The 22559-nt window shown below is 34.5% G+C and carries 16 protein-coding genes; 9 read left to right on the plus strand and 7 right to left on the minus strand.

The window, feature by feature from the left end:
• Position 1: 1 nt before the first annotated feature.
• The 6 genes from BLV35_RS06960 (at position 2) to BLV35_RS06985 (ending at position 9472) form a co-directional block, all read left to right on the plus strand.
• Entirely contained in the window at positions 2 to 1156 is a 1155-nt protein-coding gene (locus BLV35_RS06960; RefSeq protein ID WP_091086947.1) for an amidohydrolase, read from the plus strand.
• Entirely contained in the window at positions 1146 to 2297 is a 1152-nt protein-coding gene (gene alr, locus BLV35_RS06965) for an alanine racemase (protein ID WP_091086950.1), read from the plus strand. Before BLV35_RS06960 ends, alr begins: the two co-directional genes overlap by 11 nt.
• Positions 2297 to 3370, plus strand: coding sequence for an alanine/ornithine racemase family PLP-dependent enzyme (locus BLV35_RS06970; RefSeq protein WP_091086953.1), 1074 nt, complete (start codon positions 2297 to 2299; stop codon positions 3368 to 3370). The genes alr and BLV35_RS06970 overlap by 1 nt, the downstream gene beginning before the upstream one ends.
• 170 nt (positions 3371 to 3540) lie before the next feature.
• Positions 3541 to 6534 carry an amidohydrolase family protein gene (locus BLV35_RS06975; protein ID WP_091086956.1) on the plus strand — a complete coding sequence of 998 codons (2994 nt, stop codon included), beginning with the start codon at positions 3541 to 3543 and terminating at the stop codon, positions 6532 to 6534.
• A 43-nt stretch (positions 6535 to 6577) separates the two neighbouring features.
• Positions 6578 to 7882: an amidohydrolase family protein gene (locus tag BLV35_RS06980; protein WP_091086959.1), complete on the plus strand. Its 1305-nt coding sequence runs from the start codon at positions 6578 to 6580 to the stop codon at positions 7880 to 7882.
• A gap of 276 nt (positions 7883 to 8158) precedes the next feature.
• Positions 8159 to 9472, plus strand: coding sequence for an ammonium transporter (locus BLV35_RS06985; RefSeq protein WP_091086963.1), 1314 nt, complete (start codon positions 8159 to 8161; stop codon positions 9470 to 9472).
• Positions 9473 to 9674: 202 nt separating this feature from the next.
• On the opposite strand, the gene BLV35_RS06990 is transcribed toward BLV35_RS06985, so the two are convergent.
• The 3 genes from BLV35_RS06990 to BLV35_RS07000 are packed head-to-tail and all read right to left on the minus strand — an operon-like array spanning position 9675 to position 14355.
• Positions 9675 to 11708 (minus strand): protein-disulfide reductase DsbD family protein, encoded by a 2034-nt coding sequence (locus tag BLV35_RS06990; protein ID WP_091086966.1) that lies wholly within the window; start codon positions 11706 to 11708, stop codon positions 9675 to 9677.
• The gene (tilS, locus tag BLV35_RS06995) at positions 11708 to 13021 is read right to left on the minus strand and encodes a tRNA lysidine(34) synthetase TilS (RefSeq protein ID WP_091086970.1); all 1314 of its coding nucleotides are present in this window, start codon (positions 13019 to 13021) and stop codon (positions 11708 to 11710) included. The genes BLV35_RS06990 and tilS overlap by 1 nt, the downstream gene beginning before the upstream one ends.
• A 47-nt stretch (positions 13022 to 13068) precedes the next feature.
• A complete protein-coding gene (locus tag BLV35_RS07000; protein ID WP_091087660.1) occupies positions 13069 to 14355 on the minus strand; it encodes an anthranilate synthase component I family protein in 1287 nt (428 codons plus the stop codon).
• Between the two features lie 244 nt (positions 14356 to 14599).
• On the opposite strand from BLV35_RS07000, the gene BLV35_RS07005 reads away from it, so the two are divergent.
• Positions 14600 to 14977, plus strand: coding sequence for a DoxX family membrane protein (locus tag BLV35_RS07005; RefSeq protein WP_091086974.1), 378 nt, complete (start codon positions 14600 to 14602; stop codon positions 14975 to 14977).
• A gap of 85 nt (positions 14978 to 15062) precedes the next feature.
• Here BLV35_RS07005 and lpdA read toward each other — a convergent pair whose 3' ends face one another.
• Together lpdA and BLV35_RS07015 are read right to left on the minus strand one after the other, a co-directional pair.
• Positions 15063 to 16466: a dihydrolipoyl dehydrogenase gene (gene lpdA, locus BLV35_RS07010; RefSeq protein ID WP_091086977.1), complete on the minus strand. Its 1404-nt coding sequence runs from the start codon at positions 16464 to 16466 to the stop codon at positions 15063 to 15065.
• A gap of 155 nt (positions 16467 to 16621) precedes the next feature.
• Complete coding sequence (locus tag BLV35_RS07015) at positions 16622 to 17080, minus strand: Lrp/AsnC family transcriptional regulator (protein ID WP_091086981.1); 459 nt, start codon at positions 17078 to 17080, stop codon at positions 16622 to 16624.
• A gap of 157 nt (positions 17081 to 17237) precedes the next feature.
• On the opposite strand from BLV35_RS07015, the gene BLV35_RS07020 reads away from it, so the two are divergent.
• Together BLV35_RS07020 and BLV35_RS07025 are read left to right on the plus strand one after the other, a co-directional pair.
• Positions 17238 to 17870: a MarC family protein gene (locus BLV35_RS07020; protein ID WP_091086985.1), complete on the plus strand. Its 633-nt coding sequence runs from the start codon at positions 17238 to 17240 to the stop codon at positions 17868 to 17870.
• Positions 17871 to 17890: 20 nt separating this feature from the next.
• Positions 17891 to 19090, plus strand: coding sequence for an aminotransferase class I/II-fold pyridoxal phosphate-dependent enzyme (locus BLV35_RS07025; protein WP_091086988.1), 1200 nt, complete (start codon positions 17891 to 17893; stop codon positions 19088 to 19090).
• Positions 19091 to 19353: 263 nt separating this feature from the next.
• Here the strand turns inward: BLV35_RS07025 and BLV35_RS07030 are convergent, their stop codons facing one another.
• Complete coding sequence (locus BLV35_RS07030) at positions 19354 to 20394, minus strand: cysteate synthase (protein ID WP_091086992.1); 1041 nt, start codon at positions 20392 to 20394, stop codon at positions 19354 to 19356.
• 70 nt (positions 20395 to 20464) lie between these two features.
• Positions 20465 to 22525 (minus strand): S9 family peptidase, encoded by a 2061-nt coding sequence (locus BLV35_RS07035; RefSeq protein WP_091087664.1) that lies wholly within the window; start codon positions 22523 to 22525, stop codon positions 20465 to 20467.
• Positions 22526 to 22559: the final 34 nt, after the last annotated feature.

Raw genomic sequence — 22559 nt, forward strand, 5'->3', positions numbered from 1 at the left:
AATGGAGAATTTAAACCAACGCGTAGAACCACTTGTTCTACTGCGAAAGGAACTACATAAATACCCGGAAGTTTCTGGAAAAGAAGTGGAAACTGCAAAAAGAATCACTTCTTTTCTGGAAAATTATCCAGCTGATGAAGTCATAACCAATATAGGAGGAACTGGAATTATTGCCATTTATAAAGGTGAAAAACCAGGAAAAACGGTATTGTTTAGATGTGAATTGGATGCCTTACCCATTGAAGAAATCAATACGTTCGAACATCGTTCGCTAAGCAATGGCGTTTCTCACAAATGTGGCCACGATGGACATATGGCTATTTTATGCGGTTTAGCAACCCAATTATACCAACACAAGCCCGAAACAGGTACAGTAATTCTTTTATTCCAACCTGCTGAAGAAGATGGTAGCGGTGCGCAAAAAGTATTTTCAGATGCGAAATTTGAAAGATTTCGACCTGACTATGTTTTTGCCTTGCACAATTTACCTGGATATCCTAAAAATCAGATTGTAGTTAAAAACGATACTTTTACTTGCGCAGTGAATAGCATGATCATCAAATTGGATGGGATTACTGCACATGCCGGAGAACCTGAAAAAGGAATAAATCCTGCCTTAGCGATAGCTTCGATTATTACCCAATTTAATACTTTTATTCAGGCTGACATTTCAAAAGAAAATTATTGCCTAATCACTCCTATTTATACCAAAATGGGTAAAAAGGCGTACGGTGTTTCTGCGGGAGCTGGAGAAGTCCACTTTACAGTGAGAAGCGACAGTAATGCTCAGATGAGAAAGATAGAAACCACTTTAGAAAATATAGCCCAGACTGTTGCAGATGAATACCGATTGAAATGCAACATACAATGGACACAAGGTTTCCAAGCTAACGAGAATGATGAAACGGCGGTTCACTTTATCAAGGAAGCAGCAAAACAAAATAAATTTGAACTACTGGAAAAATCTACCCCTTTTACTTGGGGAGAAGATTTTGGTTTGTTTACTCAGCATTTTAAAGGTGCGATGTTCGGACTGGGGTCAGGAGCAGACACGCCAGCTTTACACAATCCTGACTATGATTTTCCAGACGACATTATTACAACCGGAGTATCTATTTTTCACCACATAAGCAAACAGATTACAAATGCACACTAATTCAACAATAGAACTTAATACGACTGCCTACAAGAAGAATCTTTCTTTTCTTCGCACTACTTTTGGAAAAAAAGTACAAATATCATGCGTTGTAAAAGGCAATGCTTATGGACATGGAGTCAAGGAAATTGTTTCGATGGCATATAAAAACGAAATTACACATTTCTCTGTTTTTGATGTACAAGAAGCAAAAGATATAAAAGAAGAACTGCAAGACAAAGCCACTATCATGGTCATGGGACTCGTTCAAGACGAAGACATGGAATGGGTGGTTGATAATAATGTAGAGTTTTTTGTTTTTGATAAAGCTCGGCTGACAAAAGCGGCAAAAACAGCAAAAAAACTTCATAAAAAAGCAATTGTACACATTGAAGTAGAGACCGGAATGAACCGTACCGGCTTTGAAAAAAACGAACTAAATGCCGTAATTGCTTTTCTAAAAAAAGAAAAAGAACATGTTTTTTTCAAAGGACTTTGTACGCACTATGCAGGTGCCGAAAGTATAGCGAACTATTATAGAGTCGATAAGCAAATTAAACGATTCGAAGATATATATCAATATCTTTGTAAAAATGAGTTAAAACCAGAAATAAAACATTCAGCCTGTTCAGCAGCATCAATAATGTTTCCTGAAACTAGAATGGATATGGTACGCATTGGAATCCTTCAATATGGCTTATGGCCAAGCCCTGAAGTATTTGTCAATTTTTTAAGCACAAAAAAAAGCAAGATAGATCCTCTTCAAAGAGTTATTACTTGGAAAAGTAAAATAATGAGTGTGAAAAAGGTGAAGATTGGAGAGTTTATCGGATATGGAACTAGTTTCTTAGCAGAAAGAAAAATGAAAGTTGCTGTTATTCCTATTGGCTATTCCCATGGCTATAGCCGTTCATTAAGCAATCAGGGAAGAGTTCTTATTGATGGACAACAGTGTATCGTTGTTGGTTCTGTAAACATGAATATGATGACCGTCGATGTTACAAACCTTGAATCAGTAAAGAAAGACGATGAAGTGGTGCTTATTGGTTCTCAAAATGATCTTTCTGTATCTATAGCTTCTTTTAGCGACTATAGTAATCAACTGAATTATGAATTATTAACCCGAATTTCGAAAACGATTCCACGTAAAATTATAGAATAATGGCCTTTATAAAACTATACCGAAAAAAATTAGAGGAGAATTATACTTTCTTGAATAACATTTTTGAATCAAGAAATATAGAATGGGGTGTTGTGACGAAGCTTCTATGTGGGAATAAAATTTACTTGAAAGAAATTATCGCGTTAGGCGTACGAGAAATGCATGATTCCCGAATCAGTAACTTAAAAAAAATAAAGGCGCTAGACCCTACGATCCAAACCGTTTATATCAAACCACCAGCGAAGCGAAGTATTGAAAATATTGTACAATACGCAGATGTAAGTTTCAATACTGAAATCGATACCATAAAAATGCTTTCTAAAGAAGCACAAAAACAAAATAAAATCCATAAAATCATTATTATGATTGAGATGGGTGATTTGCGTGAAGGTGTAATGGGTGAAGAACTAGTTGAGTTTTACGGCAGCATTCTAAGTTTACCAAATATTGAAATTCGAGGTATTGGTACCAATCTTAATTGCCTGAGCGGAATAATGCCTACCCAAGATAAGTTAATTCAGCTGAGTCTATACAAACAATTGATTGAAGCTAAATTTAATATTGAAATACCCTGGGTTTCTGGCGGAACTTCAGTAGCTATCCCGTTAATACTAAAAAATGCACGTCCTATGGCGGTGAATCATTTCAGAATTGGAGAAGCGTTATTTTTTGGTAAAGACCTATTTACAGGGGAAACTATAAAAGGAATGCACAATGATGTATTTAAACTGTACTCAGAGATTATCGAAATTACTGAAAAACCAGACACTCCCACAGGTGAATTAGGAGAAAGTGGAGTTGGGAATACTTATGTAATGGAAGATGATGCTGATTTAGGAGTTACTTCTTTACGTGCAATTCTGGATATTGGACTTTTGGATATGCAACCACAATATATTGAAGCAGAAGATCCTGACATCACTATCGTCGATGCTAGTTCTGATATGTTAGTAATTGACATTTCAAATTCAAAAAAGAAATATAAAATAGGAGATCTAGTCTCTTTTAAGATACAGTACATGGGAGCCTTATATCTCCTAAATTCAGATTACATCGAAAAAACCATTGGTTAGAATACCATTGAAAAATAGTAAAAGGGAAGATAATCAACAGTTGTCTTCCCTTTTTTATTGAAATAAAAACAACTCATCGCTTAAATGAAATAAACAAGTGTTAATTATTAGATTTTTTAACATTTAAAGACAGTTATTCTATACTTTTAGAAAAAATTAACAAAAAACCTATGAAAAGAATAGTTACCCTTCTCTTTTTATTAATTTTTATACCAAAAATTAATGCTCAAGAATACTTTCCTAATAACGAAGGTGTACGAAACAAAAACAATAATTATACTGCTTTTACCAACGCCAAGATTTTTGTAACTCCAACACAAATAATCGAAAAAGGAACTTTACTTATTCAAAATGGGAAAGTAATTGCGGCAGGAACTTCAGTAAACATCCCCAAAAACACTATTACTGTAAACTTAGACGGAAAATCAATTTACCCTTCTTTTATTGATATGTATACTAGTTTTGGAATGGACAAACCAAAAAAAACAGAAGGTAATCGTCAAAGTCAATCGTATGATACTAAGCGAGAAGGCTATTATTGGAATGAACACATCCGTTCAGAAGTTAATGCTTATGACAATTTCAAATACGACCAACCAAAAGCCGAAGAATTATTGAAAGCTGGATTTGGTGTCGTGGGTACGCATGTTCAAGATGGTATTGCCAGAGGAACTGGTTCATTAATTGCTTTAAATAACAGTGATCAAAGTAATCGCTTATTAACTGCTAAAATTTCTAATCATTTTGGTTTTACCAGAAGCGCTACTTCTAATCAGGCCTATCCTAGCTCATTAATGGGTATGATGGCACTGTTAAGACAAGTAAATCACGATTTGAAATGGTATAAAAATGGAAATGCTGAAACTAAGGATTTGTCATTGGCTGCTTTAGCTGAAAATGAAAAATTAATTCAAATATTCGCTACTGAAGATAAACTCAATAGCATGCGAGCTTCAAAGATTGCTAAGGAATTCGGTTTGAATTATATTATGAAGGGAATAGGAAATGAATTCGAAAGAATTGAAGAAATTAAAAATACTAATGCTCAATTTATTATTCCAATAAATTTTCCTGAAGCTTATGACGTGTCTGATCCAAATCAGGCTAATCAAATGGAATTGAAAGATTTACGTTTCTGGAATCAAGCGCCTACCAATCTTAAAGTTCTAACAGACAACGGAATCGTATTTGCATTGACTACTGATAAATTAAAAAAAACAGAGGATTTTAGAACAAACCTACTTAGAGCAATACAATATGGTTTTGATAAAACAAAAGCATTAGAAGCACTAACAACGGTACCTGCTTCGCTATTAGGAAAAAGTAATGAAATTGGAAGTTTGAAAATTGGAAACTACGCCAACTTTATCATCACCTCAGGTGAAATATTTAATGACCAAACTAAAATCTATGAAAACTGGGTTCAAGGGTCTAAATATGTTGTCAATGACATCAATGTTAAAGATATTAGAGGAGAATACGATTTGACTATTGCCGATAAAAAATACAAATGGAAAATTACCGGTGAGATAGAGACTCCTAAATCTGAAGTCAATACTGCTGATTCTAAAAAATTAAGCTCTAAACTTTCGATTTCAAACAACTGGATTTCTAATGTGCTAAAGTCAACCGATTCTACGCAAACAAAATTCACCCGATTAATAGGCTACATAGAAGACGTTCAAACGCTTTCTGGAAAAGCGATTTTATTTGATGGAAATGAAGTAAAATGGTCAGCTAATAAAATTGCTCCATTTGTAAAACCTGTGGATTCATTAAAGTTGCAAAAAAACAATGTTATTATGGCTACAACATTTCCGAATGTAGCTTACGGTAATGACAAGAAGCCAACCACCAAAACTTTACTATTCAAAAATGCTACGGTATGGACAAATGAGAAAGAAGGTATTATCGAAGAAACAGACGTTCTAGTTAAGAATGGGAAAATCGCCGCTATTGGTAAAAACCTTTCTGATGCATCTGCAACTATTATTGATGCAAAAGGAAAGCATTTGACCAGTGGAATTATTGATGAACATTCCCATATCGCAATTTCTAACGGAGTAAATGAAGGTGGACACAACTCAAGTGCCGAAGTATCCATACAAGATGTAGTGAATTCTGAAGATATAAATATTTATAGAGAACTTGCCGGTGGAGTTACTACTTCACAGTTGTTGCATGGTTCTGCAAATCCTATCGGTGGACAATCTGCCATTGTAAAGTGGAAATGGGGACAAGATGCAGATGAAATGCTATATAAAAACCAACCTAAATTCATCAAATTTGCATTGGGTGAAAATGTAAAACAATCCAACTGGGGAAATATAAACCCAACTCGTTTCCCTCAAACAAGAATGGGTGTTGAACAAGTATTTACTGATTATTTTCAACGTGCCAAGGAATATGATTTAGCTTGGAAAAACTATAATTCAAAAAAAGGAAAAGGAAATGCTCCGCGCGTAGATTTAGATTTACAAACAGTAGCTGAAATACTAAATAAAGAGCGTTTTATTAGTTGCCATTCTTATGTTCAGTCAGAAATTTTAATGTTGATGAATGTTGCCAATAAATTTAACTTCAGAGTAAACACCTTCACTCATATTCTTGAAGGTTATAAGGTAGCCGACAAAATGAAAGAACATGGCGTTGGTGCTTCCACTTTTTCAGACTGGTGGGCTTACAAGTTTGAGGTAAATGATGCCATTCCTTATAATGGTCCAATAATGCATAATGCAGGATTAGTAGTAGCCTATAATTCTGATGATGCTGAAATGTCAAGAAGATTAAATCAAGAAGCCGCAAAAGCAGTAAAATATGGAGATGTTTCTGAAGAAGATGCTTGGAAGTTTGTCACTCTTAATCCAGCCAAGTTATTACACATAGATGACAAAGTAGGAAGTATAAAAGTGGGTAAAGACGCTGATATAGTTCTTTGGAACAACAATCCTTTATCTATATATGCAAAAGCAGAGAAAACTCTAATTGAAGGTATAGTCTACTATGATGTTCAAAAAGATGAGCAACAAAGAGTCGCTATTGCCAAAGAAAGAAACGAGTTAATTGGTCAATTATTACAAGAGAAAAACAAAGGCGCAACTACTCAAGAACCAAAACGCAAAGAAAAGAAAGAATACCACTGTGATACATTAGAACTGGAATAAATCGCATTTTAAGAATCACAATTACCTAATAAATTATAAACAAATGAATAAACACATATATATATTAGTATTGGTATTAAGTTTATCAATCCTTGCAAATGCACAACAAACACCTGCTCCAAAACAATCAAAATCAATACTGATTCTAAATGCCAAAGCACACATTGGTAATGGACAAGTAATCGAAAATAGTGCTTTAGGTTTTAAAGACGGTAAGATTACTATGATGGCAGATGCTACAACAATTAGAATAGATAAAAGTGCCTATGATATTACGATTGATGCCAGCGGTAAAGAATTGTATCCTGGTTTCATAGCACCAAATTCCACATTAGGCTTAGTTGAAATTGACGCCATTAAATCATCTGACGATGAAAATGAAATTGGGCTAATGAATCCCAATGTAAGAAGTATTATAGCCTACAATGCAGAATCAAAAGTAATTGAAACCGTTAGACCTAATGGTGTTTTAATTGCTCAAATCACACCTCGTGGTGGGCGTATATCAGGGACCTCATCTATAGTTCAGTTAGATGCTTGGACTTGGCAAGATGCAATTATGAAAGAAAATGATGGAATTCATCTTAATTTCCCTTCCAGCTATAAGAAAAGTGGATCTTGGTTTGAGCCAGGAAGTATTGAAGAAAATAAAGATTACAAAACTCAAATCAACGAAATCATTACTTTTTTGACCAATGCAAAAGCATATCAAGTAGATAATAGTAAAGAACGAAATTTAATTTTGGAATCGGCAAGAGGATTGTTTGATGGTTCTCAAACTTTATTTATAAATGCTAATGAAGAGAAACAAATTATTGATGCTGTTCAATTAGCTAAAAGTAATGGTATTAAAAAAATGGTAATTGTTGGTGGATATGAAGCATACAAGACTGCTGAATTATTACAAAAAAACAATATCGGTGTACTTTTAAAAAGAGTCCATGATATGCCTGAACATGAGGATGATGATGTCGACCTACCCTATAAAGCAGCAAAATTATTAACCGATAAAGGAGTATTAGTAGGACTGGAAAATAGCGGTTCTCATGAGCGCATGAATACCAGAAACTTACCATTTTTAGCTGGTACATGTGCTGCCTACGGCCTAGATAAAGAGCAAGCTTTGCAATTAATCACTTCTAACACTGCCAAAATATTAGGAATAGATGCTCAATGTGGTACATTAGAAATAGGAAAAGATGCCACTTTATTCTTGTCTGCAGGTGATGCCTTAGACATGAGAACTAATAAAGTATCACATGCTTTTATTCAAGGTCGAATGATAAGTCTTGAAACTCATCAATCTGTATTGAATAAAAGATATAAAGAAAAATACAATCAAAACTAGTAGTCATAAAACAACTTAGTCTTTCCTTATAAAAACAGACAATTTACGCGATCGTAAATTGTCTGTTTTTTTTTGACTTAGTACAAAACAATAAAATTCTGAATATTCCACTTCCGAATACATTAGCAAATCCTTGTTTTCATCTCACAAATCAAACATACCCGCAAAAAATTAGGGGTCAAAATACTAAAAACATAAAAATAACGAGTTTTACATCAATATTAGGAGGGATGTTGAATGATTTTATACTTTTGTCAAAAATTAATTCTAAACAACATGAGAAAAATCGTTTTAAGTATCCTACTAATTTCCCTTTTAGTAGTGACCCTATTTTCAACTTCCATTCTTTCTGCACACCCTATCCCTGCCGAAGCAGTAGCATTCGATACTGGAGATACAGCATGGATGATTGTTGCTACAGCACTTGTTTTAATCATGACCCCTGGTTTAGGATTCTTCTACGGTGGTATGGTAGGTAAAAAAAATGTAATCAGCACAATGTTGCAAAGTTTCATGGCTATGATCGTTGTGACCGTACTTTGGGTAGTCATTGGCTTTGGTTTGTCTTTTGGACCTTCAATTGGAGGTATTATCGGTAATCCTTTACCTAACTTGTTCTTCCAAGGCGTTGGTATAAATACAGCCTGGGTTGCTGCACCAACTGTACCCTTTCTATTATTCGCTTTATTTCAAGCAAAATTCGCAATAATCACACCCGCATTAATAACTGGAGCTTTTGCTGAAAGAATTCGCTTTTGGGCTTATCTATTATTCATGGTTCTATTCATTATATTGATTTATGCACCCTTATGTCATATGACTTGGCATCCAGAAGGATTATTCTTCAAGATGGGAGTTCTTGATTTTGCTGGTGGAACTGTCGTACATATGAGTGCTGGTTGGGCGGCATTAGCTGGCGCAATGTTTTTAGGAAAAAGAAAAGCACAAAAATCAAATCCTGCACGTATTACTTATGTATTATTAGGAACTGGTTTATTATGGTTCGGATGGTTTGGTTTCAATGCAGGTTCTGCATTAGGAGCAAACGGTTTGGCTGTACAAGCTTTAGGAACAACAACTGTAGCTGCAGCCGCAGCCGGAATGGCTTGGGTATTTCTGGATAAAATTCTTGGTCACAAACTTTCAGCAATGGGAGCTTGTATTGGTACCGTAGTAGGATTAGTAGCGATCACTCCTGCCGCAGGATTTGTAAGTATGCCACATGCAATATTCATTGGTATTTTTAGTAGTATTGTAAGTAATCTTATCGTGAGTAAATTCCCAAAAGGTAAAATTGACGATGCGTTAGATGTATTTGCTTGCCACGGTGTTGGTGGAATGACAGGGATGTTATTGACAGGAGTTTTTGCTTCTAAAACAGTAAATTCAGCTGTTACAGATCAAGGTCTAATATTTGGTGAAACGACTTTATTTATTCACCAATTAACTGCTTTGATTATTGTTTCCGTATTTGCTTTTTCAGCATCTTATTTCTTATTCTTTATTGTAAATAAGATCACTCCACTAAGAGTAAGTGAAGATAAAGAAGAGTTAGGTTTAGACATCTCTCAACACGGAGAGTTTTTATAAAAGTATTTATAAAAGAACTTGTAGTAAGGCTAGCCTAACACAAAAAAATCCCAATCTGAAATTCAGATTGGGATTTTCTATTTTATACTAATCATGACTTACATAGTCCAGTAAAAACCATACTTTCATACTGTCCCAAAATCGACACCAGTTATCGGCTTATACTAAATAACTTTAGACTATCTAATAAGTATAAATGGTTTTATTTCTTGAAATTAGAAACTCCTGCTTTCAACCAAGTTCCATATTCTTCTACACTCACATAACTAATGGTTGGCTTTTCTTTATTTAAGTTATTCCCTTCTAAATCCGTTAAAACGTACAAAGGCTGTGTATTCGTTTTATATTTTGATATCATAAAATCAGTCCACTTATCCCCTATTGTTTCAATTTCAGAACCTGTTGTTTTCGATACAAACTGTTCGTTTTTAGGCAAATCTCTTTTATCATCAACATACAAAGATATAAGTACTACTTCATTGTTTAAAATAGGCAAAATCATAGCATCAGACCAGACATTATTTTCCATTTTTCTACAATTTACACAGGCATAACCTGTAAAATCAAGCATAATAGGTTTATTTACTGTTTTGGCATAAGCCAATCCTTTTTCATAATCATCAAAAACCACTATTCCATGAGGCCCACTTTTAGCTCCCTCCGGTAAAATGGCACTTGCAACACTAATTGCTGAACCACCTAATCCCTTAGGACTTTCACTGTATTCTAATGTAGGAGGAAAAGCGCTAATAATTTTTAAAGGTGCTCCCCAAAGTCCTGGAATCATATACACTGTAAAAGTTAAAGCTAGTAATCCCAACATTAATCGTCCTACTGAAATATGCGTCAACGGACTATCATGTGGCAACGTAATTTTGCCGAATAAATAAAAGGCCAATGTTCCAAAAATAGCAATCCAAATAGCTAGGAATACTTCTCTTTCCAACAAATGCAACTGCAATACCAAGTCGGCATTTGATAAGAATTTAAAGGCTAAAGCCAATTCTAAAAATCCTAAAACGACTTTCACCGTATTCAACCATCCACCAGATTTTGGTAAGGAATGCAACCATCCGGGAAACATAGCAAAAAGCATAAATGGTAAGGCTAATGCCAATGAAAAACCAAACATTCCAATGATTGGAGCGATTCCTCCTTTGGAAGCGGCTTCCACCAATAGCGTACCTACTATCGGCCCCGTGCAAGAGAACGATACAATTGCAAGTGCCAATGCCATAAATAAAATACCTATAATCCCTCCTCTATCAGCTTGGCTGTCTACTTTATTTGCCCAAGAATTAGGTAACATAATTTCAAATGCACCCAAAAATGAAGCCGCAAAAACAACTAATAAAACAAAGAAAATAATATTAAACCACACATTTGTCGATAGGGCATTCAAAGCATCAGCACCAAAAATCCAGGTTACTAAGAATCCAAGAAGCACATAAATCACAATAATTGAAATCCCATAAATGATTGCATTTCTAATCCCTTTTGCCTTTGTTTTACTTTGTTTGGTAAAAAAACTAACCGTCATAGGAATCATTGGAAAAACACATGGCGTCAGCAAGGCAGCAAACCCTGATAAAAATGCGATAAAAAATATAGACCACAATCCCCTTTGTGTATCTGATTTGGATTCTGCAACTACCTCTTTTTCAGGTGTCGCAACTACAATATTACTTGCACCAAGACTCGGAGCTAAAGAATCTTCCTTTATCGTATCAGTTTCAACTGCTACTGCAGCAGCGGCTTCTTTTGGTACTGCAACCACAGCTGTACTGGTAGTAGGTATGGTAAAAGTGAATTTCTTCTCTAAATTGATACATACTTCTTTACAAACCTGATAATTCAACTCGGCTTCAAGCTTAGTCAGCTTTGGATTCGTAACATGGACTATCTGTTGTATTTGAGCTTTTCTTTGAAAATAAGTTTCATTTACTTCAAAAATATCATTGTAAGCCGTTTTGGTTTTGCTTTCTTTCGCTTTACCTACAAGATTAAAATTACCTTTTGGATTTTTAAAAACAACTTCTAATGCCAGTGGGCCACCATCTGGAGTAAACTGGGAATACAGATGCCAGTCTTTTTCAATTACGCCATCAAAAGTCAATAAATAGGTGTTGTCTGATGTTTTTTCAATTTTTGTTGTCCATTTTACTGGATCTAGAATTTGAGCATTTACATTGGCAAAAGCCAAAAAAGTAATAAGGATAACTAATATTTTCTTCATTATTCTAATTCTATTTTTAATATATTTTGTGTTTTGTTATCTACTCTAAATCGTTCATCTTGTCTAATACCAACAACCCAAACAATTTTATTTCCTGACCATAAGATCCAGACATTTTCTTTTTCTAACAAGGATAATTTCTCATCTTTAAAAAGCTTACTCACTTTTTTTGACTTACCTTCCATTCCAAAAGGCTGAAAATTATCTCCATCATTCCACCTACGTAAAACTAAAGGGAATTCTAATTTCTCTTGGTCAACAAATATAGTCGTATTTGTAGGAATGTAAATGTCATCTACTTTACAAAAGCTAAGATTTAAGGGAATCTTAACGTCTTCCATCCCTTCATCAATAAAATACTCCTCCTCCGAATTAGCTTCTAAATCAATTGGGCTTAGAATTAACGAATCCCTGTCCTTCAATAATCGAAACTCGGCAGAAAAAACATGTTTCCCTGATTGACTTTCGACCAAATCATATATATCATCCCATGCAGAAAATCCAAATTCATGCAACCATTGATATAAATAGGAAGTATAGTTTGGTAATTTTCTTAATTGATTTAAATCAAAATAAATCCCTTCTTCTTCTTGCTTTGCCACTTGCTGGTACACCATAATCGAAGCGTCTTCAACCATGACCTGTGATTCCTGCAAGTAGGATTGTGTTTTTTGAAACGAAGGGATAAAATGTGGATTTAATTCTTTTAATAATGGAACTAAATCATGGCGAATCTTATTGCGCAAATACTTATCGGAGGCATTGCTGCTGTCTTCTCTCCACTCTATTTTGTTCTCTTTGGCATAGTTTGCAATTTCCTCCCTCGAAAAAAGCAATAACGGACGTATAATTTTGTCGTTTTGGGCTGGTATACCGACCAAACCTTCCAATCCCGTACCTCGGCTTAAGTTGATAAGAAATGTTTCTATATTGTCATCTGCATGATGAGCAGTAAGAACATAATCAAACCCCTCTGTTTCCAAAAGTTCATAAAACCAATTGTAACGCAAATCACGAGCGGCAACTTGTGTCGAAAGCTTGTAATCTTTGGCGAAAGCCTCAGTATCAAATTGGGTCAAAAACATTGGAATATTATTAGTACTAGCATAATCTTGAACAAAATTTTGATCTCCGAAACTCTCTAATCCCCGCAATTGAAAATTACAATGAGCCAAAGCAATTGCGTAGTCCAGTTGATTAAACAATCGAGCCATTACAATACTATCCAAGCCTCCACTAGTAGCCAGAAGAAGTTTTTTATTTTCTAAAAAAGGGAAGTTTTGAGTAATATGATTTTTGAGTCTATCTAACATAGTTCAAAAATAAAGATTAAAATTCAATATCGAATTATGAATGTCGATTATTGCAATACTTCACGCATTGCTTTTGCTTTAAGCAAACATTCTTCATACTCGCTTTCTGGAATTGACAACGCAGTAATGGCGCTACCTACAGAAAAAGAAACGTACTGATTTTCCTGATTGTATAAAATACTTCTGATGATTACATTAAAGTCGAAATCTCCACTGGGCGTAAAGTAACCCACTGCTCCACTGTACAATCCTCTTTTAGTTTCTTCGAGATCTTCAATAATTTTCATGGCCGAAATCTTAGGTGCGCCGGTCATACTTCCCATAGGGAAAGACTTCTTTATGGCATCAACAGCGCCATATTGATAATCTAATCTAGACGTAACCGTAGAAATCATTTGGTGGACTTGCATAAAAGAGTAAATACCACATAGTTCTGTAACCTGTACCGATCCTTTTTGTGCCGTATGCGATAAGTCATTACGCACTAAGTCCGTTATCATAATATTCTCGGCACGTTCTTTTGGATCTGCTGATAGTTTATTCTTTGATTCTTCATCTTTAATTGGGTCCAAGAATCGTTTCGAAGTTCCTTTTATAGGCTGTGAAACAAGAAGTTCTCCTTCTTTTTTCAAATACCGCTCCGGTGATGCCGAAAGTACAAATTGACGGTGATTTTTAAAAAAAACAGCAAATGGAGGTTGAGAAATTTCGTTGAGCTTAAGGAATTTATCCAGTGGATCTATAATTGTATTTTCAGCATAAAATTCCATACAAAAATTAGCTTCATACAAATTCCCTTGATTAATATGGGAAAGCATTTTTGAAACCTTATCGAGATACTTTTCTTTTGAAATTCTCTGTTTGACTTCAACTGCTGTTGTACGCAATTCTACGTCGGTATTTTGCAGATTTATCTCGTCAAAATCAGCCTCTAATTCATCATCGCACATGTTTAGATATTGAATTTCAACCTCATTCCCTCTTAATAAAAATATTTTTTTAGGTTGAAAGAAAAACAAATCCGGAAAATGCAAACCGTCAAAGTTATTCGATTGCAAATCCTCTACATCATTTTTTAAATCATAGGATAAGTAACCAAAAAGCCAGTCTTTTGTAATTTGCTGATATTGTTTTAAATCCTCAAAAGCATTATGATAGTCTGTTTTTATTGACGTGAAAGCGTCTACTGCTACAACACAGTCAAAACTTGAATGTTGCTGCGGATAATCATTACTATCCATAAAAATAACTTCACGAAACTGTTGCGACCAAATTAGAAGTTGTTTTTTAAACAATTTTGGATTTGAAATCGGCTTATGAATTGATGTTCTCAAAAAAATTTTGGCTTTAAAGTTCAAAATTACAATAAAAAATTTCCTTTAATATGTCGTTATAAGAAAAATCAGTTGTTTTTTTTCGTAAATTTACAATAACGCGCTAATATTAAAACACTTAATCAAATTACAATTGTTTTTTTTTCTGATAGAGACGGTAATCAAAATGGAATATAGTATTAAAAATAAATGAGCTTTACCGCATCAGAACATTTTAAATTTTTAACCAATAAACCTATATATTATGAAAATTGCTACCATTATTATTCGGACTCTACTTGGGCTTCTATTTCTCTATACCTCTATCAGCTATTTTTTACACTTAAGTCCTGAGCCTGCATCAACTGGAGAGTTCAAAGCATTCCAGCTTGGTTTGATGGCCTCAACTTATTTATTTCCATTAGCAAAAAGTGTTGAGCTATTATGTGGTTTGTCATTTGTAACAGGGAAATTCACCACATTAGCCAATCTTGTCATTTTCCCGGTAACACTTAATATATTATTAATAAACTACTTCTTAACTCCAGAAAACCTTCCACTAGCGATTTTTGTATTCGTGGGGAACATATTCCTTATTTTCACTCATTGGGAAAATTATAAAGGATTATTCAAAATGGATTAATTCCAATTACAAGTAAATACCAAAAAAGAAACCCGTTCAATGAACGGGTTTCTTTTTTGGTATAAAAACATAAAAGTCTTTCTGACTATACGTGTAATGCTCTATTATCTGTAGCCGCTAATGCTGCTTCTTTGATCGCTTCCGCAAAAGTAGGATGCGCGTGTGACATTCTTGATATATCTTCAGCTGACGCTTTAAATTCCATTGCAACAACCGCTTCAGCAATTAAATCAGCACAACGAGCTCCAATCATATGAACTCCAAGAACCTCATCAGTTTTTGCATCAGCAAGAATTTTTACAAAACCGTCTAAATCTCCACTTGCTCTTGCACGACCTAATGCTTTGAAAGGGAAGGTTCCAGATTTGAATTCCACTCCAGAAGCTTTTAACTGCTCTTCTGTTTGCCCTACCGCAGCCACTTCTGGCCAAGTATACACAACACCTGGAATTAAATTGTAATCAATATGTGGTTTTTGTCCAGCTAAGATTTCAGCAACCATAGCTCCTTCTTCTTCTGCTTTGTGTGCTAACATCGCTCCACGAACAACGTCACCTATTGCATAAATATTAGGAACATTAGTTTGTAAATGATCATTTACTTCAACCATTCCTCTATCTGAAATTTTCACTCCAGCTTTATCTGCGTTTAAACCGTCTGTATAAGGACGACGACCTACAGAAACAAGAGAATAATCTCCTTGCAAAGTAATTGTCTCTCCTTTGGCATTTTCTGCTTGAACAGTCACGGCATCACCGTTTCTTTCTACTGACTTTACTTTATGTGAAACGTAGAATTTCATTCCTTGTTTCTTTAAAACTTTAGTCAATTCTTTAGACAATGAAGCATCCATTCCTGGAATAATTCGGTCCATGAATTCCACTACAGAAACTTGCGCTCCCAAACGTAAATACACCTGACCTAATTCAATACCAATAACTCCACCACCAATGATGACAAGATGTTTTGGTACTTCTTTTAATTTTAATGCTTCAGTCGAAGTAATAATTCTTTCTTTATCAATTTTGATAAATGGCAAATTAGAAGGTTTAGAACCTGTCGCAATAATAATATTTTTAGCTTCTACTGTTTCGCTAGTTCCGTCTGCTTTTGCAATCGCAACGTGAGTAGCGTCTACAAAAGAACCTAATCCTTCTAGAACAGTAATTTTATTTTTGTCCATTAAATATTTTACTCCGCCTGAAGTCTGATCAACAACTGCTTGTTTGCGTGCAATCATTTTTTCCAGGTTAACTTTTACTTCACCAGAAACTTCAATTCCGTGATCAGCAAAATGTGCTAATTCAGCATAATGATGCGAGGAAGATAACAATGCTTTTGAAGGAATACACCCTACGTTAAGGCAAGTTCCTCCAAGAGTTGAATACTTTTCGATAATTGCTGTTTTGAAACCAAGTTGTGCACAACGAATTGCTGATACATATCCGCCTGGGCCAGAACCAATAATGACTACGTCAAATGAATTCATAGTATATTTATTTTTGTTGTTTTTTTATAAAATGTTGCACAAAATTAAGGAATTAAGTTTTGTTTAAAGTTTAATATTAAATATATTTTCTTAAGATTTTACACTACAACCCATTTAATATGTCGCAAACAATACCTTCTTAGCAGTAAATTTCCTTAAACTTCTACAACCGTTGTATTTTTAACTTCACTGATCATAAAGGTACTTTGCGTGCTACCTATATGCTGTAGGGTAGTTAACTTTGTGACTAAAAACTCTCTGTAGGCCTCCATGTCTTTCACCACAATCTTAAGAATGTAGTCGTAATCGCCACTTACATGATAACATTCTAATACTTCCTTTAATTGCACTACATCACTTTCGAATCTGGTTACAAATTCTTTCGTGTGCTGAATGAGTTTTAGATGACAAAAAACTACAAATCCTTTTTCAACCTTCGCTTTATTGAGCAACACCACGTATTTATCAATAATACCTTCACGCTCTAATTTTTTAATGCGCTCATACACCGCAGTAACTGACAGATTCAATTTCAAAGACAATTCTTTTGTAGTCTTTTTGCTGTCCGTTTGTAATAATAAAAGTAGTTTTTTGTCTATTAAGTCTAAAGTCATTTTGTAGTTTTTTTGGCGAAAGCATAAAATATTCGATAAAAATAGAAATAAAATCTACATAAACTCATTATAACAATATAAAAAACTGATTTTAGACTCTATTATTGACAATAAAAACTATATAAACGTCCTTTACATTATAAATAGTATTGTTGTAATGGATGATTTAATAACTTTTGGCCTTCTATGCCTCACCTCTTTTTTTACCCTAATCAATCCATTAGGTACAATGCCTATTTTTTTGACTATGACGACTGATTTGTCGGAACAGGAACGAAGATTTACTGCTAAAAAAGCATCCTTAGTTTCCTTCATTATTATCATTTGCTTTGCCCTTTCGGGACAATTACTATTCAAGTTTTTTGGGATCTCCGTAAACAGTTTTAAAATAGTAGGAGGAGTCATTTTTTTCATGATGGGAATGGATATGCTACAGGCTCGATTAAGCGCTGTAAAAATCAAAAAAAATGAAGTCAAAAACTATGTAAATGATATTTCTATAACACCTTTGGCGATTCCTATGATTTGCGGCCCAGGCGCTATAACAAACGCAATTGTTTTAATGGAAGATGCTTCCTCAATTTCCAAAATAGTGATTCTGCTAGTTTCTATAGCGGCCGTAGTCTTAACCACCTACATCATTCTATTGAGCTCTTCTAAAATTATAAAAGTAATAGGACAAACAGGCATAAATGTAATGATGAGACTTATGGGACTTATCGTTATGGTAATAGCAGTCGAATTCTTTTTTAGTGGCTTAAAGCCAATTATACACGATCTAATAAAATAACTAACTTAAAAAACAACAACATGAACTTCAACCCCGCAGACAACATTCAAGACTTACAATATTTTGGCGAATTTGGTGGTGTAAACCCATCTATTTCTGACTCTTCTACCTATACTTTCCTTTCAGCAAAAACTATGTTTGACACCTTTGAAGGTAACATGGAAGGTTGCTACTTGTATTCCCGCCATTCCTCTCCAAGTAATTTGTATTTAGACAAAGCAATGGCTGCAATGGAAGGTACTGAAACGGCAAACGTATCCGCTTCAGGAATGGGTGCTATCACTCCTACTTTGATGCAGTTGTGCGGAAATGGAGACCACATCGTTTCAAGCAGAACTATTTATGGAGGAACGTATGCTTTTCTTAAAAACTTCGCACCAAGATTTGGTATCAAAACTACATTTGTAGACATCACAAAACTAGATGTAGTCGAAGCTGCTATAACTCCTAATACAAAAGTATTGTATTGTGAAACAGTAAGTAATCCTTTATTAGAAGTAGCTGATATAGCTGGTTTATCCAAAATTGCCAAAAAGCATAATTTGACATTGGTTGTTGATAACACCTTCTCTCCTTTATCTGTTTCTCCAGTTAAATTTGGTGCTGATATTGTAATTCACAGTTTGACAAAATACATCAACGGAAGTAGCGACACTGTGGGTGGAGTAACTTGTGCATCACAAGACTTTATTAATCAGCTGAAAGACGTAAACAGTGGAGCTAGTATGTTGCTAGGGCCAACAATGGATAGTATGCGTTCAGCAAGTGTTATGAAAAATCTACGTACACTACACCTAAGAATCAAGCAACACAGTCATAATGCTGCATACCTAGCAGAACGTTTTGAAAAAGACGGAATAAAAACGGTATATCCTGGTTTAAAAAGCCATCCAAGTCACGATTTATTTGCGTCGATGATCAATCCGGAATATGGTTTTGGTGGAATGATGACATTAGACATTGGTTCTTTGGCAAAAGCCAATGCTTTAATGGAGCTAATGCAATCACGCAACTTAGGATACCTAGCCGTAAGTTTAGGATTCTACAAAACATTGTTTAGCGCTCCCGGAACCTCTACTTCAAGTGAAATTCCTATGGAAGAACAAGTAGAAATGGGATTGACTGATGGTTTAATCCGTTTTTCAATTGGTCTAGATAATGACATTAAGAGAACATACGAAATGATGAAAACCTGCATGCAAGAATTGGATATACTATAATCTAAGACTGCTATAAAATAATTTTTTTAGTTTTTTTGTTCACCAAAACCCGCTTAAAGGCCATTTAAGCGGGTTTTATTTCTTTATAGATAAGCTACTTTTCTAATTCTATTAAGCGATATGCTTTTGTATCATAGCAATTTGACCATCTATATTCCCATTTGAATAAATAAAAGAAATCTCTTAAACGCTACTCTAATGTTGAATACAAACAAAAAAACTCCAGATTTCTCTGGAGTTTTATTATCTATAAATGTAATTTTCTATTTTATAAGTTCGATTTTCTGAACCTCTTCTTGATTTACACTATCAAAAAATCCTTGTTCGTGCATCCAATCATCACTGTATACTTTACTCATATAACGAGAACCGTGGTCAGGAAAAATGGCAATTACATTACTGTTTTCGTCAAATTCACCTTCTTCAGCATATTGTCTAATTGCTTGTAAAACAGCTCCAGAAGTATAACCTACAAATAAGCCTTCTTTTCTAGTAATCTCTCTTGCGCAATGTGCACTCTCTTCATCGGTAACTTTCGTAAACTTATCGATAGTATCAAAATCTGTAGCCGATGGAATTAAATTTTTCCCTAAACCTTCAATTCTGTATGGATAGATTTCATCGTTGTCAAATTCTTTTGTTTCATGATATTTCTTCAATACCGAACCAAAAGCATCAACAGCAAGTACTTTAATATTAGGATTTTGCTCTTTTAAGAACTTAGCCGTTCCAGAAATCGTTCCTCCAGTACCACTACAAGCAACTAAATGAGTTATTTTACCATTTGTTTGTTTCCAAATTTCAGGTCCCGTAGAATTATAGTGTGCATCAATATTTAACTGATTAAAATATTGATTGATGTAAATTGATCCTTTTGTTTCTTCGTGTAATCTTTTAGCTACATTATAATACGAACGCTCGTCATCTGCAGATACATGTGCTGGGCAAACATAGACTTTAGCACCTAAACTGCGTAACATATCAATTTTATCTTTGGATGATTTTGAACTTACGGCAAGAATACAGTTATATCCTTTTATGATACTGACCATTGCAATACTAAATCCAGTGTTCCCAGATGTCGTTTCGATTATGGTATCTCCAGGAGATAATATCCCTCTTCTTTCGGCCTCTTCAATTATGTATAAAGCGATTCTGTCTTTCGACGAATGCCCAGGATTAAAAGCTTCTACCTTTGCATAGAAATTACCTTCTAACTTTTCTGTGACTTTATTTAGTTTAATAAGAGGTGTATTTCCTATTAATTCTAAAACACTATTGTAAGCTTGTATTTCTTCTTTCATAAAAAAATAGTTTGTCGAGACCAAATTTATTAGACCCCGAAACGTTGCAAATTTAACAAAATTTTTTGAATTACTTTTTAATTTTCTCTAAATCTAGCAAAAAACTAAATTCCTTCGCTAATTCTTTAAGCGCTTCAAACCTTCCAGACGCACCTCCGTGACCTGCATCCATGTTCGTATCTAAAAACAAAAGATTCTCATCGGTTTTCAAGGTTCGCAGCTTAGCTACCCACTTAGCCGGCTCCCAATACTGTACTTGTGAATCATGTAAACCCGTCGATATATACATATTAGGATAGGCTTGGGGTTTTACATTATCATAAGGTGAATAGGATTTCATGTACTTATAATATCTTTTAACGTTTGGATTTCCCCATTCGTCATATTCCCCGGTTGTTAATGGGATTGTTTCGTCCAGCATTGTAGTTGCAACGTCTACAAAAGGAACTTGAGCAATCACACCATGATATAGTTTTGGCGCCATGTTTAAAATAACTCCCATCAATAAACCACCTGCTGAACCGCCTTCGGCATATAGATGTTTTGCAGAAGTGTATTTTTGCTCAATTACAAATTTAGAACAATCTATAAAATCCTTAAAAGTGTTTTTCTTTTTTAATAATTTTCCACCTTCATACCATTGTCTTCCTAAATCCTCACCACCGCGAATGTGCGCTATAGCATATACAAATCCTCTATCTAACAACGATAGTCTTGTTGATGAAAAATAGGCATCCATGGAATGACCATAAGAACCGTATGCATAAAGCAATAATGGATTTTTCCCATCTTTCTTCAAGCCTTTTCTATAGACCATAGAAATAGGTATTAGAGTCCCATCTTTTGCAGTAGCCCAAACACGTTCTTCAATATAATTATCCTTATCAAAGTTACCACCTAGCACTTCTTGTTCTTTTTTGACTTCCTTTTCTTTGGTATTCATATTGAAATCAATAATCGAAGCAGGTGTCGCCATGGATTGATAAGCATATCGTAAAATATCCGTGTCAAAATCAACGTTTGCAGAAGCATGAGCGGTATAAGTTTCACTTTCAAAAGGCAAATAATACTCCTCTTTTCCATTCCAAGGAATGATTCTAATTTCACTCAAACCATTGCTACGCTCTGAAACCACCAAAAAGTCTCTAAAAATATCAATATCCTCTAATAAGACATCTTCTCTATGAACAAGAACATCTTCCCAATTCTCCATAGCAGTCTTAGATTCAAGCGTTTTCATCAGCTTGAAATTAGTCGCCTTGTCCTTATTTGTAAGGATATAAAAATGATCTCCAAAATGAGAAATACTATACTCTAGACCTCTTTTTCTTTTCTGAAAAACTTTAAATTTCCCATCTGGGTTGTCTGCTAATAAAGTCATGAACTCAGTAGTCAAAGTACTTGATGAGCTGATCAAAATATATTTTTTTGATTTTTCTTTACCCACAGCAACATCAAAAGTGTCATCTTTTTCAAAATAAACCACTTTGTCTTCTGACGTATCTGTTCCTAATTTATGTTTTAGAACCGTATCTGAACGTAAGGTTTCAGCATCTTGAGTGGTATAAAAAATTGTCTGATTGTCGTTTGCCCAAGTGGAGTTCCCCGTTGTATTTTCAATTTTATCACTTAAGATTTCGCCAGTGATCAGATTTTTTACTTCTAAAGTATAAATTCTTCTTCCTACTAAATCTATTGCATAGGTAGCAAGCTGATTGTCATTACTAATACTTAATCCGCTTAGTTTGAAATATTTTTTGCCTTTTGCTAATTCGTTGCAGTCAAGCATAATTTCTTCTTTTGCCGAAAGGCTTTCCTTTTTTCGAGAATAAATAGGATAATCTTTACCCGTTTCAAAACGGGTAATATAATAGTAGCCGTTATATAAATAAGGAACTGATTCATCGTCTTCCTTGATTCGGGATTTCATTTCCTCAAACAAATCCTTTTGTAAATCCTGCGTGTGAGCAGTCATTTTTTGATAATATTCGTTTTCTTTATTCAGATAGTCAATAACTTCCGGATTTTCTCGATCCTTTAACCAATAATAATTATCAACCCTGATATCCCCGAATTTCTCTAATACTGTTGGTATAATTTTAACTACTGGTGGCTTTATGTTTTCTGTCATTTTTTGAATTTTCATATTTGTAACGAAGCTACAA

It is taken from the genome of Flavobacterium gillisiae (genome assembly GCF_900107635.1).
In the GTDB taxonomy this organism is placed as follows: Bacteria; Bacteroidota; Bacteroidia; order Flavobacteriales; family Flavobacteriaceae; genus Flavobacterium; species Flavobacterium gillisiae.

What these genes read in the sequence shown, in the direction of transcription:
- BLV35_RS06960 (WP_091086947.1), top strand. Translation starts at nt 2, where the DNA reads ATGGAGAATTTAAACCAACGCGTAGAACCACTTGTTCTACTGCGAAAG.
- alr (WP_091086950.1), top strand. Translation starts at nt 1,146, where the DNA reads ATGCACACTAATTCAACAATAGAACTTAATACGACTGCCTACAAGAAG.
- BLV35_RS06970 (WP_091086953.1), top strand. Translation starts at nt 2,297, where the DNA reads ATGGCCTTTATAAAACTATACCGAAAAAAATTAGAGGAGAATTATACT.
- BLV35_RS06975 (WP_091086956.1), top strand. Translation starts at nt 3,541, where the DNA reads ATGAAAAGAATAGTTACCCTTCTCTTTTTATTAATTTTTATACCAAAA.
- BLV35_RS06980 (WP_091086959.1), top strand. Translation starts at nt 6,578, where the DNA reads ATGAATAAACACATATATATATTAGTATTGGTATTAAGTTTATCAATC.
- BLV35_RS06985 (WP_091086963.1), top strand. Translation starts at nt 8,159, where the DNA reads ATGAGAAAAATCGTTTTAAGTATCCTACTAATTTCCCTTTTAGTAGTG.
- BLV35_RS06990 (WP_091086966.1), bottom strand. Translation starts at nt 11,708, where the DNA reads ATGAAGAAAATATTAGTTATCCTTATTACTTTTTTGGCTTTTGCCAAT.
- tilS (WP_091086970.1), bottom strand. Translation starts at nt 13,021, where the DNA reads ATGTTAGATAGACTCAAAAATCATATTACTCAAAACTTCCCTTTTTTA.
- BLV35_RS07005 (WP_091086974.1), top strand. Translation starts at nt 14,600, where the DNA reads ATGAAAATTGCTACCATTATTATTCGGACTCTACTTGGGCTTCTATTT.
- lpdA (WP_091086977.1), bottom strand. Translation starts at nt 16,466, where the DNA reads ATGAATTCATTTGACGTAGTCATTATTGGTTCTGGCCCAGGCGGATAT.
- BLV35_RS07015 (WP_091086981.1), bottom strand. Translation starts at nt 17,080, where the DNA reads ATGACTTTAGACTTAATAGACAAAAAACTACTTTTATTATTACAAACG.
- BLV35_RS07020 (WP_091086985.1), top strand. Translation starts at nt 17,238, where the DNA reads ATGGATGATTTAATAACTTTTGGCCTTCTATGCCTCACCTCTTTTTTT.
- BLV35_RS07025 (WP_091086988.1), top strand. Translation starts at nt 17,891, where the DNA reads ATGAACTTCAACCCCGCAGACAACATTCAAGACTTACAATATTTTGGC.
- BLV35_RS07030 (WP_091086992.1), bottom strand. Translation starts at nt 20,394, where the DNA reads ATGAAAGAAGAAATACAAGCTTACAATAGTGTTTTAGAATTAATAGGA.
- BLV35_RS07035 (WP_091087664.1), bottom strand. Translation starts at nt 22,525, where the DNA reads ATGACAGAAAACATAAAGCCACCAGTAGTTAAAATTATACCAACAGTA.